The organism is Gelidibacter gilvus (assembly GCF_004115975.1).
Lineage (GTDB): Bacteria > Bacteroidota > Bacteroidia > Flavobacteriales > Flavobacteriaceae > Gelidibacter > Gelidibacter gilvus.
In genome coordinates, this window is the sequence record NZ_SDDZ01000010.1 from 35,213 (window position 1) to 50,077 (window position 14,865).

Consider the following 14,865-nt stretch of genomic DNA (forward strand, 5'->3'; position numbering starts at 1 on the left):
CAATAAAAAATAATTAATATAAATAATAGATTATGACAATTACAATTTGGTCAGATATTAGATGTCCTTTTTGCTATATCGGAAAAAGGAAATTAGAAAATGCAATTTCACAGTTTAAACATAAAGACGAGGTTTCTATTGAATGGAAAAGTTTTGAATTGGACCCCAACTTACGCACCAATCCAGACATTTCCACGATCGATTATTTCGTAAATAAGGGCGCAAACAAAGATCAAATGTCACAGATGTTGGCAAACTCGACCGCTATGGCGAAGGAAGTGGGTATCGACTTTAATTTCAAGGATGCAGTGGTTGCTAATTCGTTTAATGCACATAAGTTAATGCATGCCGCAAAAAAGATCAATAAACAAAACGAGGCCAAAGAACTCTTGTTGAAAGCACATTTCACCGATGGTAAAAACATTGATGACATGAAGGTGTTGGTTGCCCTTGGAGAAAGCTTAGGTTTTGAAGCAGAAGACTTAGAAAAACAACTCAACGATTCGGCCTTAGATAAAAATGTTGCCGAAGACCAGATGCAAGCAAAAGAAATTGGCGTTACTGGAGTTCCTTTTTTTGTATTCAACAATAAACATGCATTTTCTGGTGCGCAGCCAGAAGAGGTGTTCTTAGAAGCTCTGGAAAAAGCCTATAACGACTAGTTTTGATCTCATTCTCTTCTATTTAGAGAAAAAGATCCATTTGTACCTCACATTTTTTAAAATCTGTTTCGGAATCTTCTTGATTTCAAAACATTTATAACAGGATACAGCAATTTATAGGAATGGCGGCATCAGTAAGTGATGCCGCTTCTTTTTTTTTAAAACCTTTTGATTACATTATTATTTTGTCGTAATCTTCGGTTTGACTTCCTTTGATTTATCGTTTCTTTGCAGACGTAAAATCATCATCCATGAAGTATCTCTTTTTATCCTTAGCTATTGTATTTGAACTCATCGGCACTAGTTTTATGCAAGCCTCAAATGGCTTTTCAAAAACCATTCCTACCATTTTGACCATTGTTGCCTATACTATTTGTTTCTTCTTTTTCTCGCATGCCTTAAAATCAATTCCACTGGGAATTGCTTATGCCATTTGGGGTGGTTTGGGAATTGTACTTTCCGCAATAATTTCGGTGGTTATTTTTAAACAATCTTTAGATCTTCCTGCCCTTATTGGAATCACACTGATTGTAGCCGGAGTGTTTGTGATGAACTTCTTTTCAAAATCGGCTGTCAATTAAATAAAATGAAACCATATTTATTTGCATGAGTACTATTTGATAATTATTCTTAAATCCCTTTACGGGTCTCCTCAATTTTAACCGGACAACAATGAAAAAAAACAAAATAATATCAGGAAGTATAGGACTATTGGTAGGATATCTGATCTTGATAGTACTCATCGATATTTTGTCAAAACCCGAAAATATTGCAGTATCCATAAAGCCTATTGACAGTATGGCAACCTACTTTTTTGGATTTGGATTTACACTTGGTACACTAGGTTGGATCTTGGGAGCTCTCCTATTGATCGGATGGTTGGCTTTATTCTATTTTATCGGAACTTGGATTTACAAACTGATGTTCAGCTCTAAATCCTGATCGATCGACGGATTTCCCATTGGAATCTTATAGGTTTCGACGATCTAAAAACCCCATTCTATGCCAGTTTAAGTAGGATTTCAATACCAAATTTCGTACTTTTAATAGCTTATGTCAATCACTCTTCATGACAGAGCACACTTGGTTTTGTGGTCACCAAGAACATCATAAAAAAATCGATGCATCATGAAAACAATCAAACTCTTTTTGAGGCTTGCCATTGCTGTCGGGTTTTTATCGGCCTCGGCAGATCGGTTGGGCATGTGGCCTAAAGATATCTCTGCTTGGGGAAATTGGAACAGTTTTTTAGAATATACGCACGTATTGAATCCGTGGGTTCCGGATACCTTAATACCAACGCTGGGAACTGTAGCTACGGCAGCAGAAATTATTTTTGCCATCTTCCTGATTATCGGATTTAAAACAGAACTGTTTGCAAAACTGAGTGGAATTCTACTTTTAATCTTCGCGCTTTCCATGACCTTTAGCATCGGGATAAAAAGTGTTTTTGACTATTCAGTGTTTTCGGCTTCTGCAGCGGCTTTTGCTTTAAGTCTTTTGAAAGAAAAGTATTTGGAAGTGGACATACTCATCGCGAAAAAGAAACATTGAAAATATAAAAAGACAATCGCATCAGTAAAAACAAGCATGACCTTTCCTATTCAGTTGAAAACTTGAATTAAAAGTATCCTAGGAACTGCGCAAAAATCTTCCTAGGGATCTCCAATTTCGATAAGTATTTGTTAAATTAGTATCTTCATCACAACAAGACCATCGGCCGTAATTAAAAACGAAAATCCTTACGGAAACCCGATTAAAGAAATCTACAAATACTACTCTTTTAATGACTATTACACCTAGCACTCTTGCCGACATCAACGACCTATTTGCTTTATATGACGCGGCAACCGCTTATCAGAAAACCGTGAATAATAAGAGCTGGAGCGGATTTGAAAGAACACTCATCGAAAAGGAAATTAACGAGAATCGGCATTTTAAAATTATGGAAGGCAATAATCTCGTTTGTTCCTTTGTGATTACTTTTAATGATCCGGTAATTTGGAAAGATTCTGAAAATGATAAAGCCATCTACCTGCATCGGATTGCGACACACCCAAATTTCAAGGGCCGATCTTATGTGAAAAAGATTGTGGAATGGTGCAAAGCCTTGGCAAAGAAAAAGGATATAGATTTTATCAGAATGGACACACATAGTGGAAATGAGAGATTAAACAATTATTATATTGGTTCTGGTTTTACACATATAGGAATCAGGGAAATTGAATATACCAGTGATTTACCAGAACATTATAAAACAGGTCCGTTTAGTTTGTTTGAAATGAAAATAACATCTTGATACATGCCGATAGAAAACATCCCTGAAATCTACCTTCCCAAAACCATGGAGAAGCCAGATTTGTTCGTTTATGATTTTAAAATGACCAGTGACGTGGTTAAAAGTAAAGTCAACTTAAGCATGAATATGTTCAGTTTTCTTCAAGTCGGCAAAAAACAAGTCCACTTTGCGGGCACCTCCGTTGTCGTAAACAAAGACCAATCCTTATTGCTGAAAAAAGGGAATTGGTTATGGACAGAATTACTCGAAACAGAAGCCATTTATTATTGTAAACTCTTATTTTTTTCGGAAAAAATACTGAAGGAGTTTTTAGAGAAGCACACGGCGAATACTATCATAGTAAAAGAAGACAGTCCTTATTTTATTATTGGAAATGACACTTATATTACCTCCTATTTAAATTCTTTATCGACTATTGGCAATGCCCCTGCGATTTTTATGGAGAATCTATTGTCGGTGAAATTTGAAGAATTGATGCTGTATCTCATCCAGAAATATGGACAGAAATTTGAACACTATTTGCAGTCACTAATTGCGGATGGCAGTTCACCCTTTAAAAAGATTATTGAAAGTAAGATCCACTCCAACTTGAGGCTAGAAGAAATCGCATTTTTATGCCATATGAGCCTCTCCACTTTTAAACGGCGTTTTATACGTGAATATAAGGTGTCACCGGGAAAATGGTTACAGGACAAACGACTTCAGAAAGCAAAAGAAACCTTGGAAGAAGGTGTTTTAAAACCCTCTGAAATCTATTTGGATTTTGGATACAACAATCTTTCCAACTTCAGCATTGCCTATAAAAACAAATTCGGTTTTAGCCCTAGCGAAACCGCTTCATAAGTTCAATTAATTTTCTTCGACCTCCAATTGACCTTTTTTCATAAGCTATTGAACTCTTTTGATAACTGAATAGCTCAGCCATCATAGTAACTTTGCATTTGAATAATAACACTATAAATACAAAGACATTATGAATATTACCTTACAACAAGCAGAGAAAGCTATCGCAGCAGCACAAAAGAAAGCTATTGCAATTGACACAAAAATGAACATCGCCATTGTAGATGCAGGTGCAAATTTAGTGGCATTTGCCAGAATGGACGGTGCATGGTTAGGTTCTCTTGACATCTCCATCAAAAAAGCAAAAACAGCTCGTTTTTTCGATATGAATACTGGAGTTGTTGGCGAATTGTCACAACCAGGTGGTTCTTTATACAATATTGAGCATTCCAATAACGGATTGATCACCTTCCCAGGTGGTATTCCAATCAAGAATTCAAAAGACGAAATAATTGGTGCTATTGGCGTTAGTGGAAGTGCGGTTGAAAATGATCATGCCGTTGCAGAAGCTGGAGCAGCAAGCATCTAAAAACAGAAGCATTAAATATAAAAGAGGATAATTAAGTTTTAATTATCCTCTTTCTTATTTTAAAGTAGATTGAAAAAACCCTGAAGATTTAGGCTATCAATTTTTCTTTGGTGACCCTATTCACGACGAGCGCAATAGCGCCATCTCCAGTAACATTACAAGCGGTGCCAAAACTGTCCATAGCGATGTAAAGGGCAATCATCAAACCCAACATCTCTTCGTTAAAACCTAACATAGATTGCAAGATGCCAACAGCTGCCATTATCGCGCCTCCGGGAACTCCTGGCGCTGCAATCATAGCAATGGCCAACACGAATATAAATCCAGCAAAAAGTGTAAAACTAAAAGGCACACCTTGTAAAATCATCAATGCCATGGCACAGGCGGTAATTTTCATCATACTTCCAGATAAATGAATGGTAGCACATAAGGGAACAACAAATCCCGCTATTTTCTCTGAAACCCCATTCTTTAAGGTCTGTTCCAAGGTCACAGGAATGGTAGCCGCTGATGATTGTGTTCCTAATGCGGTGAAATAGGCGGGCATCATGGTGGCCAATAATTTTATCGGATTTCTCTTTGTAAACAGTCCCGCTATAGTGTATTGTAACAATAGCAGTAAAATGTGTAAGGCGAAAATGACGCCTATTATACTTAGGAAAACGGTAAATATTGAAAACACTTGACCGCTAAACGCCATGCTCACAAAAATGCCTAAAATAAAAAGTGGTAATAAAGGCACAATAACGTTGGTTATTAATTGCATGATAATTTTTTCAAAATCTTTAATCACCAATTTTAAACTTGATTTTTCTTGATAAGAAAGACCCAAACCAATCACAAATGCCAACACTAATGCGGTCATAACGTCCAATACCGGTGGGATGGTGAGACTGAAGTAGGGCAACAATTCAGGACCGGAATCGGTGATATCAGCCGTATGGTTAACACTTGATTCTAAAAGCTGAGGGAATATGTTGGAAGCTGTAAAGTAAGTCATAAACCCTGAAAACAAGGTCGAGCCATAGGCAATGGCAGCAGTGAGCAGTAATAATTTACCAGCACCTCGACCTAAATCGGCAATGGCCGGCATGATCAATCCCATAATAATTAATGGAATCGAAAAACTTAAAAATTGTCCAAAAAAGGCATTAAAGGTCGTGAAGATTCTATTGATGGATTCAGGTAAGTACAATCCAAAAACCGTCCCTAAAACTATGGCAATAAAAACTTTAAAAAGTAAATTAGAAAATAAGCGCTTCATAATACATGCAAATTGCTTTAAGACTTTTGAAACAGTCTTAGAGTAGATTATATTGAGTTCGCTAATATACTGTCAATGTCCTAAAGGAGCATCTTAAGATCGTTCTTTTTTTAAGGTCTTAACGCGACATTTTTGACAAACAAGTTTTCAACTGAATCGCAACATCGCAACAGGATAAGAATGACTTAAGTTTTGCAGAACACTTTATATTCTTTAATTTTAATAAAAACCATCATTGATCGTATTAAATTTAGTAACGCATGAGTAGAGGATTTGTAAAAGAAGATGATCAGGAAGAAGTGCCATTTGTAGCACCACGAGCGGATTTACCCGAAGGGGTCACTAATTATGTGACCCAAATTGGCATGGACGCACTGCTATCAGAAAATGAAAACCTGATTGCAGAACGCGACAATTTGGAGATAACCAACGAAAACGAAAAACGCATCGCCACCAATCATATCAACGCTAAATTACAGTTGTTGAATAATCGCATCCTGTCGGCTAAAATTGTGGATCTCACCACCCAGCCGCAAGATGAAGTGCGCTTTGGAGCTTTGGTAAGCCTAAAAATTGGGAAGGATAAAAAGCTACAGCACTATCAGATTGTAGGCGTTGATGAAGCCGATATTTCTAAAGGGAAAATCTCATTTATTTCGCCAATTGCACGACTCTTGACCGATAAGAAGGTTGGCGACACGGTGGTCTTAAAATTGGCAAAAGAAGATCGTACTTTTGAAGTTATGAATATTGAGTATCCGCAGTAAATAAAACATGGATTAAGGCGGCGTGTTATTCGTGAAAATCCGTGAAATCCGTGTCTAAAATTTATTTTTAAACAAGCTATTACACAGAGTTACACAAAGATAATCACTAAGTTACACAAAGGGCATCCACTGTTATGTGGTGAAATAGAGATGACAAATGATTTTATAAATGTCAGTTATAAATTAATGAAATATAGGAATCTGTGTAAATCCGTGAAATTCGTGTCTAAAATCAATTTTGAAAACAATCTATGACACAGAGTTACACAAAGATAATCACTAAGTTACACAAAGGGTTTTTACTGTTATATGGTGAAACACCGATGACAAATGTTTTATTATAATTATTAATTTCAAATTAATTAAATATCTGAATCCGTGAAAATCCGTGAAATTCGTGTCTAAAATCCAATTTTGAAAGCAAGCTATTACACAGAGTTACACAAAGGATTCACTAAGTTCCACAAAGAACAAAAAAAACACGACCAATTAAAGTCGTGTTTTTGTTATCATAGCTCTGTTATTACAGAAGTTAAATTATTTATCTTGAATAGTTCGGAGACTCTTCAGTAATGGTCACATCGTGCGGATGACTTTCATTGATTCCCGAAGCAGTGATTTTCACAAAACGTCCAGTTTCCTTCAAGGTGGCTACGTCCTTGGCACCACAATAGCCCATCCCTGCACGCAATCCGCCCACAAATTGATGGATGCTTTCAATGACTTCGCCTTTGTACGGCACACGACCTACAATGCCTTCTGGTACCAACTTTTTGATATCATCTTCAACATCTTGGAAATACCGGTCTTTACTGCCCTGTTTCATGGCATCCACAGACCCCATCCCACGGTAAGATTTGAATTTCCGACCTTCATATATGATGGTTTCTCCTGGAGCCTCCTTTGTTCCGGCCAATAAAGAACCTAACATCACCGTATCCGCACCAGCTGCAAGCGCTTTAGGGATATCGCCTGTATAACGAATACCACCATCAGCGATAACTGGAACTCCAGAGCCTTTTATGGCTGCGGCAACTTCCAAAACTGCAGAAAACTGTGGGTATCCAACCCCGGCAATGACACGTGTCGTACAAATGGAACCCGGTCCAATACCTACTTTAATACCATCAGCACCAGCTTCAACTAAATACTTAGCGGCTTCACCAGTAGCAATATTACCTACAATGACCTCAAGTTCAGGGAATCGTTTTTTGATTGTTTTAAGCATCGTCACCACACCTTTGGTATGACCGTGCGCTGTATCAATAATCACGGCATCGACTCCCGATTTCACTAAGGCTTCTGTTCGCTCCACCGCATCCGCAGTAACGCCAATAGCGGCTGCAACGCGCAAACGGCCATAAGTATCCTTGTTTGAAATAGGTTTGGTGGTTAATTTTGTAATATCCCTGAAGGTAATTAAACCCGCTAGATTATAATTTTCGTTAACGATAAGTAGCTTTTCAATTTTGTTCTTTTGAAGAATCCCTTCGGCATCTTGCAATGACGTGCCAACGGGAGCTGTTACCAAATTATCTTTGGTCATCACTTCCACAATTGGGCGGGAACTATCTTTTTCAAATCGTAAGTCACGGTTGGTCACAATACCTTTTAAAATCCCGTTCTCATCAATAATCGGAATGCCGCCAATACTGTGTTCAGCCATATTGCGCTGGGCATCCAACACCGTTGCCGTCAATGGTAAAGTGACAGGATCTATGATCATACCGCTTTCGGCACGTTTCACCTTACGCACTTCATTGGCCTGTTGGGCAATGCTCATGTTTTTATGCAAGACACCTATCCCACCCTCTCGAGCCATAGCAATAGCCATAGCGCTTTCAGTAACCGTATCCATGGCTGCTGATATTATAGGAATGTTGATGGTAATGTTACGTGTAAATTTTGTTTGAATATTGACCTCCCGAGGAAGGACTTCAGAATATGCAGGAATTAGTAGAACGTCGTCATAGGTCAATCCCTCACCTACTATTTTGCTTTCGTGTGCTATCATTGCAATTGCGGTTTAATTGCGTGCAAATCTACGGAAAATTTATTTAGATTCAGGTTAAAAATTTGGTAACATTGATTCTTTCTGTACTCTTGAAAAATTCAGATAAAACAAAATTTATTTATTTTAAAGTGACTGAACTACACAGTATTACAATCGATTTTAAACCACATAACCTCACCAGAATAGATCTTCCGTAAAAAAGACCGCGTATTATATTTTAATTTGAAGTGTCATATACCAATTACGGGGCGCCGAAGGAATGATTCCCGGTCCCGGATATCCGGTGGCTCGTCTCGTAAAATAAGCATTATCCAAAATATTGTTGATGCCAGTCTCCAATTTAAAGCGCTTGTAAGCATAGGACAAGGACACATCCATAATGTCATAACTCGGTATTTCCCCAATGATGCCACTGATATTTGCCGATTGTGAATTGGTCGCATCCGTAAACTGTTGTGAGAGATAGGTGTACTGTACATTTGCCATAAAGTTTCGATATCCAAATTTTAGACCGGTCTTAATGTTCACATCGGGTACAAATTCCACTTGATTGCCCTTCACGTTTGACTGTTCCGACGCCGTGTATTCCGAATGGATAAATGAGGAATTGATAAAATAATTCAAGCTGAACTCATTATTGAGCTCTAAAACTTTCTTCAGATTAAAATCAAATAAAGATTCCACGCCATACAAAACGGCATCACCAACATTGCCACGTTCGCTGATGACCCGTCCATCAGGAAGTCCTTTTTGGACAAAACCAATGCGTCCATTATAGAACAAACCAAAAACGCCCAAGTCATAAGATACTAAATTCTTGAAATTTCCACGAATGCCCACATCTGTGGTAAATCCTTTTTCATCCGTAATATTCGGATTCACGGCAAAAGCTGGATTATTGATATTGATATCTGAATAGGTTACCGACCGGTAATTTTGCGAAAGGTTGCCATAGACTTCAAATGCAGTGTTAGGCTTATAACTTAAACCCAATCCCAAGAGCACAAACGAACGTTCAAAATCACGATTGTCTTCCACCGACTCCTCAAAAATGACATTGCCAGCAGCATCTGTATTGATGCGTTTATAAAACCCTTCACTTTGGGTTTTTATATATTCAAAACGAAATCCTGGAGTGATTGAAAATTGATCGGTGGCATAGAAAATATTTTCTCCGAAAACGGCGACATTCAAATTTGGAAAATCAAAGTTGGATTGATTTGCATAATTTGGATAACGTTCTGATTTCATCCCAAAATCTGGTCCGATGCCATCGCTGCCTGGACCTTGCTGCTCTGCATTATTGGCACGGTAGAACTTAGTGCCCAGCAGAAACGTGGAGGCTTTGTCAAACACTTCATATTTGCTCAAGACTCGAGCTTCAAAACCATAATTCTTAAAATCACCTTTAATCAAATCACGCTCTGTCATTGGATCAATTTGATCCACACGATTGGTCCTGAATCCTAAGGCATAACGTGAAGCATTCAATCCGAAGGCATTGAAGCTAAAATTGGTATTCTCGGTGAATTTATGTTCAAATTTCAAATTGTACAATAACCAATCCACCTGAAACCAGTTCCGTGATCTGTTGCTCTGGTAAGGATCGTTATCAAACATCTGATCGGTCAATCCACCACCTTGTTGTGCCAAATAGCGCATATAGCTCAACTCTCCAGTTAAAGAGGTGTTTTCATTAAACTGATAGCCGATATGGGCATATACATTCTTCGATTCAAATTCGGAATTTGGTCGGAACCCATCGCCTTTCTTATAATTGAAAAAAGTATAATAACTCCACTTATTTTTTGTGCCACTGATGCTGGTAAAATTGGTGTACAAACCAAAACTGCCCAAAGTATTTCTTGTAATCAGTTCAAAAGGTTTATTGGGATTTGGCGATTTCATCTTAAAATTGATTAAACCTCCAAACTGCGTTCCGTATTGCAAGGACGCCGCACCACGGATGATCTGAATTTCACTTAAACCTTCAGCAGCTGGCGTGTAATAACTTTCAGGATAGCCTAAAACGTCGGCACTGATGTCATACCCGTTTTGCCTCGTGTTGAAATTTGCGGTACGATTAGGATCCAATCCACGTCCGCCCACATTGAGCTGTAAACCAGCATCATCATTTTGATAAATGTTCAATCCAGCCACCTGACTGTAAATTTGGCGCGCATTGTTAGAGGCCAAATTCGCCATGGACTGCTCCACCAAAACGACTTCGGTTTTCTTTCCAGCGAAAATTGACGTTCCCTCCACATCCTTCAATCGTGATAATTCAAAGACTTTCGTCTTTCTGGCGGTGACTTCCACTTCAGTTAAAGCAATGCCCAATTCGTCTATGGACACATTTAATGTTGTACTGCTGCTGACTTTTAATTGTAATTCTTTCGCTTCAAATTCATAAGAGAAAAAGACCAGCGTGAGATTACTTTTTGTGGTGGTAAACTCGTACAATCCGGACGCATCTGTTCTGGTCAACAAGCCTGAAACCTTATCATAAACATCAACATCGGCAACTGGTTGCTGGGTTCGTGCATTGGTAACAATTCCCGAAACCGTGTTTTGTGACAAGGCCGAAAAGCCTATCAAACACATTATAAAAACACTAAAATCCTTTAATTTCATCATGGAATGGTAAAATCCAGTTTTTAGACCGGAATGATTCTTTTTCTTTATATAAATCTATACGTGTATCAATGTACGGCTGACTCAATCTGCCATTGAGAGCCACATAACTTTCTGCAAATACTTGAACATTTTTATGACCTTGACTTTTAAAATGGTCACCCAAGTAATGGGCGTATTCCAGAATAAAATCTGGCTGAAAACTCATCTGTTTCTCCTGAAATGAGGTTAAGAAATCGGAATTATCGACCAAAAAGCCGTGTCCAGTTTCTGAATCTACAATTTTAAAGGCGGTGTTACCCATTTTCTCCATGAGCATCACCCGCCATGAAAACCGAAAACCTTCTTCAGTCCAGAACAATTCGTTGGGATATAAAAGATAGCGAAAGGGAAAAGTGATCTGAAAAACGAAAAACAAGGTGATAATTGGGAGTACCAGTTTTTGTTTTTTGCAGTGATAGATTTGTGTTTTTAAGTTTTCTGAATAGACTCTAAATGGTTTCAATAGCTTTCTGAACACATTTAAAATACGTAGATGAAAATCCGCATCAAAAAATATGAGCGTGGTGACAATCATAATGTACGGAAACATGCCGATGGGAAACAAAACCCGAGTGAACACATGAAAGAAAACCACCAATCCAAAGGCAAACCAGCGCGTGCGTTTGGTGATCAATAAAAACGGAATGATCAAATCATAGATCATTCCAGACCAACTCATAGCGTAGTGGAACCATTCCTGTTGCATAAATGAATTTCCTATAAAAGGAAGGTCATATTTTGAAGGCAACCAGATTTTTAACGGCATGGCTTTAAATAACCAATCGGAGTTTATTTTGGCGAATCCTGCATAGATATAAACGACGCCCACCAATAATTTAATACTGTCAATGGTCCATTTGGGGATGGCCGTATAGGTTTTCTTCTTGAGAAGATTATCAACAGAAAAATAAGCGTTTGCAGGCAAAAAAATCATTAAAAAACTCAACACACTTATAAAATAGTAATGGTTGAGATACGCGCTTTTATCCATGAGTTCGATATAGGTGAAACTCAAGAAGAACGCGATGATGGCGATGCGATATTTCAATCCGATGGCCACCAAAAATGCTGAAATTCCACACACCGCAAATATCAGATAAGTGTAATCGCCAATAGGTTTGATCCATTCAAAACCATAATATGAAAAATGGAATTTGGGCAGGATATAAAGCGTCTCTATCCAACCATTCCACCAAAAGCGTAGGATACTGAGAAGCATCATCACGCCAAAGCCGATCCGAAAAACCGCCAAGGGCGCTGGATGGGTTTGATTGTTTAGATATGTTTTAACCCTTGTGCTCATAAAACCAAAAAAGAAGATTCTCTAAGTCATTTAAAGAATCTTCTTTGTCATATGTATTACCTTAAATATTAATCGCCATCAGCATCTACGTAATCCACGCTAATATTAAAAGCCTGGACCATGTCCACCTTTAGATACACCACTGCCCTTTGCAGAGCATCATAAGCAACGGTCATCTTTGTGTTATCAGTGACAATCTGCTTACTGAAATTCGAGTTTAATCCTTCTATTTTAGTCCGCGCTTCATTGAATTGTGCGTTGATGATAGCACTCAGGTTTTGACCATTTCTATCAACTTTCAAATATTCCAGATACGTTTTAAAACTCGCACCAGTTGTTGAGCCATTAAAAGATTTTCCATTGAACACATCTTGAACGGCATTTAGAGCTTCAAGAGTCAATGCTTTTGAAACCTCCTGATTGTAGTAGCCTTCCACTTTATCCGCTAAAGGTGTTGTAGAAAAAACACCTGATGGAATTCCGATTTTATTGGCACGCAAGCCCTTTTCATAATAGAAAATAAAATCATTGACAAACTTGTTCAAAGAACTTGTTGCCGTATTTTTTGAAGAATTCACGAATTGGTCACGATATCCAGAAGTCCAATCGGTGATGACTTGTTGTGTCAAGTTGTCCATTCGGTTGATCACATCGGTCAAATAATCCTTGTAGCCTTCTGCTTTGGGATCTGATGTAAATTTTGCCACGATTCCTGCATCATCTGCAGCAACACCATATAAGAGATAATCCAACGCTGGAAACCCTTGTGCATCGTGATAATTGGGTGTGTTTAAATCGTAATTGCCAGTGCTTACGCCATTCTCAATATCAGAAACCGTAACTGGATAAATATTCATAAAATAATAATATTCATTTAAAGCCTCAGCCTTTCCAATATTGAACATTTCCACATGCTGCCAAGCTTTGTAAGCGATCAGCCAATTTTTCCTGGCGGCTTCCAAAGTGCTTTGATTTGGCGTTGCCACAAAGCTCTCAATGGATCCTTTTAAGGTGGTCAATTTTGGTCCAAAATCCTGATAGGCTGGAATGATGATATTATCTGCCAGGTTTTTCAATAATGCCGATCGGTCAAAATCATCGGTACCAGACCCGCCCTTGTCCGAATCATCAGTGGAGCTACAGCCCATTATAAGTGCCAAACCAAAAACTAACGCTATATTTTTAATCATGTGAATTGATTTTCTTAATAATTATGCAAATTTAAAGCGGAAGTGATTGCCTTCCTAGAAGAGCAACCACTTCGCCTCTATTTTTAGTTGGCTGCCTGAGCTACTGTAAAACCGAATTTTGTCGCAATAGTTTCAGCCATGCTGTCTAACGTTTCCGGAGAAACATCCCAAAAGCCATTTCCTTCCATTAAGGTGTCCATAAAAGACATGACGTCTTCATGTGTAAAATAAGGGGAACTTGTACTTGGCTGTCTTGTAAACTGTAAGCTATTGATAAATCCGTAGGCTTCAGATAAGGCGTGAAAAGCACTTGCCATATCTCCTGCTGCCATTTTCTCTTTTCCACTTTGCAAATAATGAACCGCACGAACGGCTGGAACTTTTGAAATATTTTCTCTAATAATTTCAACTTGTGCATCTCTCACTTCGTAGTTTGTCGCTACAATTGCAGCTCTACCCGATTTCAGGGCATCATATACTGCTAAAGCTGTCCCTGCAAAATCAGGATCTGAATCGACCTGCTTTAAATAGGTATTTAAAAAACTGTCGGCCCCTAAAACGGGAACTGAAGGATTAACTTCATTACCGTATAAATAGCCATAAGCTTCGTCCCATTTGTGCTCCATGGTTGTATAAGATTTGCCTTCATCGACAATGCCGTTATTATTGTTTTGAATATTTGAAGCCTCATCCAATACAGAAGTGCTTAAATAATGATTTAACATTTGATCCGTCATTAAACCGCCAATTAACGATTTGGCAATAGCCTGATCCAATTCAAGACCTTTCCCATCAACATATCTTACAGTTCCACCGCCGGCTTGTTGTAATTGGCCAGCCGTTCCTGAAGTTGCGATAGTTTCCCAATTTGTAAATACGGTAGTCGCTTGTTGCTCAATCCAAGAATCCATCACGCTTTTAATTTGATTGGAAACTGTAGTATTGGCAGAAAAATAGTCTTTTGATGCGGCTACTTTGCTGCGTATATTTTTTCCAGAGGCATTGAAATCAGCAACAGAAAAATCATTTCCACCTTCAACATGCGCGAACATGGCCTGAAGATCAGCGGCAGATTTAGTATTGTCTTTTAGGGCGGAGAGAAATTCCTGAGCCATTTTAATACGGGTGGTCTGACCGTTGAAATCTACAGTAGACTTACCATCTCTCATGAATTTATAGGTTAATGGTGCTTCCACTTGCGGATTTGAATTGATGTCATCATCATTTGAACATGATGTAAATAGCACTGAAGTAATGGCTATTCCTAATATAATTTTCCTCATTCTTATTTAGTCTTAATATAAATACTTGATATATT

The 14,865-nt window shown here is 38.2% G+C and carries 14 protein-coding genes; 8 read left to right on the forward strand and 6 right to left on the reverse strand.

The features are described from left to right. Positions 1–32: 32 nt before the first annotated feature. From ESZ48_RS14510 to ESZ48_RS14540, 7 genes are all read left to right on the forward strand, one after another. Entirely contained in the window at positions 33–662 is a 630-nt protein-coding gene (locus ESZ48_RS14510; RefSeq protein ID WP_129018225.1) for a DsbA family oxidoreductase, read from the forward strand. Between the two features lie 251 nt (positions 663–913). Then, positions 914–1,243, forward strand: coding sequence for a DMT family transporter (locus ESZ48_RS14515; RefSeq protein WP_129018226.1), 330 nt, complete (start codon positions 914–916; stop codon positions 1,241–1,243). A 91-nt stretch (positions 1,244–1,334) separates the two neighbouring features. Beyond that, entirely contained in the window at positions 1,335–1,604 is a 270-nt protein-coding gene (locus ESZ48_RS14520) for a hypothetical protein (protein ID WP_129018227.1), read from the forward strand. A gap of 186 nt (positions 1,605–1,790) precedes the next feature. Beyond that, positions 1,791–2,216 carry a DoxX family membrane protein gene (locus tag ESZ48_RS14525; RefSeq protein WP_129018228.1) on the forward strand — a complete coding sequence of 142 codons (426 nt, stop codon included), beginning with the start codon at positions 1,791–1,793 and terminating at the stop codon, positions 2,214–2,216. Positions 2,217–2,448: 232 nt separating this feature from the next. Then, on the forward strand, positions 2,449–2,961 hold the full coding sequence (locus ESZ48_RS14530; RefSeq protein ID WP_129018229.1) for a GNAT family N-acetyltransferase: 513 nt from the start codon (positions 2,449–2,451) through the stop codon (positions 2,959–2,961). 3 nt (positions 2,962–2,964) lie between these two features. Next, positions 2,965–3,804: a helix-turn-helix domain-containing protein gene (locus ESZ48_RS14535; protein ID WP_129018230.1), complete on the forward strand. Its 840-nt coding sequence runs from the start codon at positions 2,965–2,967 to the stop codon at positions 3,802–3,804. A gap of 130 nt (positions 3,805–3,934) precedes the next feature. Then, positions 3,935–4,333, forward strand: coding sequence for a GlcG/HbpS family heme-binding protein (locus tag ESZ48_RS14540; RefSeq protein WP_129018231.1), 399 nt, complete (start codon positions 3,935–3,937; stop codon positions 4,331–4,333). Positions 4,334–4,421: 88 nt separating this feature from the next. On the opposite strand, the gene ESZ48_RS14545 is transcribed toward ESZ48_RS14540, so the two are convergent. Then, positions 4,422–5,597: a dicarboxylate/amino acid:cation symporter gene (locus ESZ48_RS14545; protein WP_129018232.1), complete on the reverse strand. Its 1,176-nt coding sequence runs from the start codon at positions 5,595–5,597 to the stop codon at positions 4,422–4,424. Positions 5,598–5,857: 260 nt separating this feature from the next. On the opposite strand from ESZ48_RS14545, the gene ESZ48_RS14550 reads away from it, so the two are divergent. Beyond that, positions 5,858–6,364, forward strand: coding sequence for a GreA/GreB family elongation factor (locus tag ESZ48_RS14550; RefSeq protein WP_129018233.1), 507 nt, complete (start codon positions 5,858–5,860; stop codon positions 6,362–6,364). A gap of 541 nt (positions 6,365–6,905) precedes the next feature. Here ESZ48_RS14550 and guaB read toward each other — a convergent pair. From guaB to ESZ48_RS14575, 5 genes are all read right to left on the reverse strand, one after another. Next, positions 6,906–8,378 carry an IMP dehydrogenase gene (guaB, locus tag ESZ48_RS14555; RefSeq protein ID WP_129018234.1) on the reverse strand — a complete coding sequence of 491 codons (1,473 nt, stop codon included), beginning with the start codon at positions 8,376–8,378 and terminating at the stop codon, positions 6,906–6,908. Positions 8,379–8,588: 210 nt separating this feature from the next. Next, complete coding sequence (locus tag ESZ48_RS14560; protein ID WP_129018288.1) at positions 8,589–11,012, reverse strand: TonB-dependent receptor domain-containing protein; 2,424 nt, start codon at positions 11,010–11,012, stop codon at positions 8,589–8,591. Next, on the reverse strand, positions 10,993–12,357 hold the full coding sequence (locus ESZ48_RS14565; RefSeq protein ID WP_129018235.1) for an HTTM domain-containing protein: 1,365 nt from the start codon (positions 12,355–12,357) through the stop codon (positions 10,993–10,995). Before ESZ48_RS14565 ends, ESZ48_RS14560 begins: the two co-directional genes overlap by 20 nt. A gap of 68 nt (positions 12,358–12,425) precedes the next feature. Then, positions 12,426–13,547 (reverse strand): imelysin family protein, encoded by a 1,122-nt coding sequence (locus tag ESZ48_RS14570; protein WP_129018236.1) that lies wholly within the window; start codon positions 13,545–13,547, stop codon positions 12,426–12,428. Positions 13,548–13,630: 83 nt separating this feature from the next. Next, a complete protein-coding gene (locus ESZ48_RS14575) occupies positions 13,631–14,830 on the reverse strand; it encodes a DUF4856 domain-containing protein (protein ID WP_129018237.1) in 1,200 nt (399 codons plus the stop codon). Between the last annotated feature and the right edge of the window lie 35 nt (positions 14,831–14,865).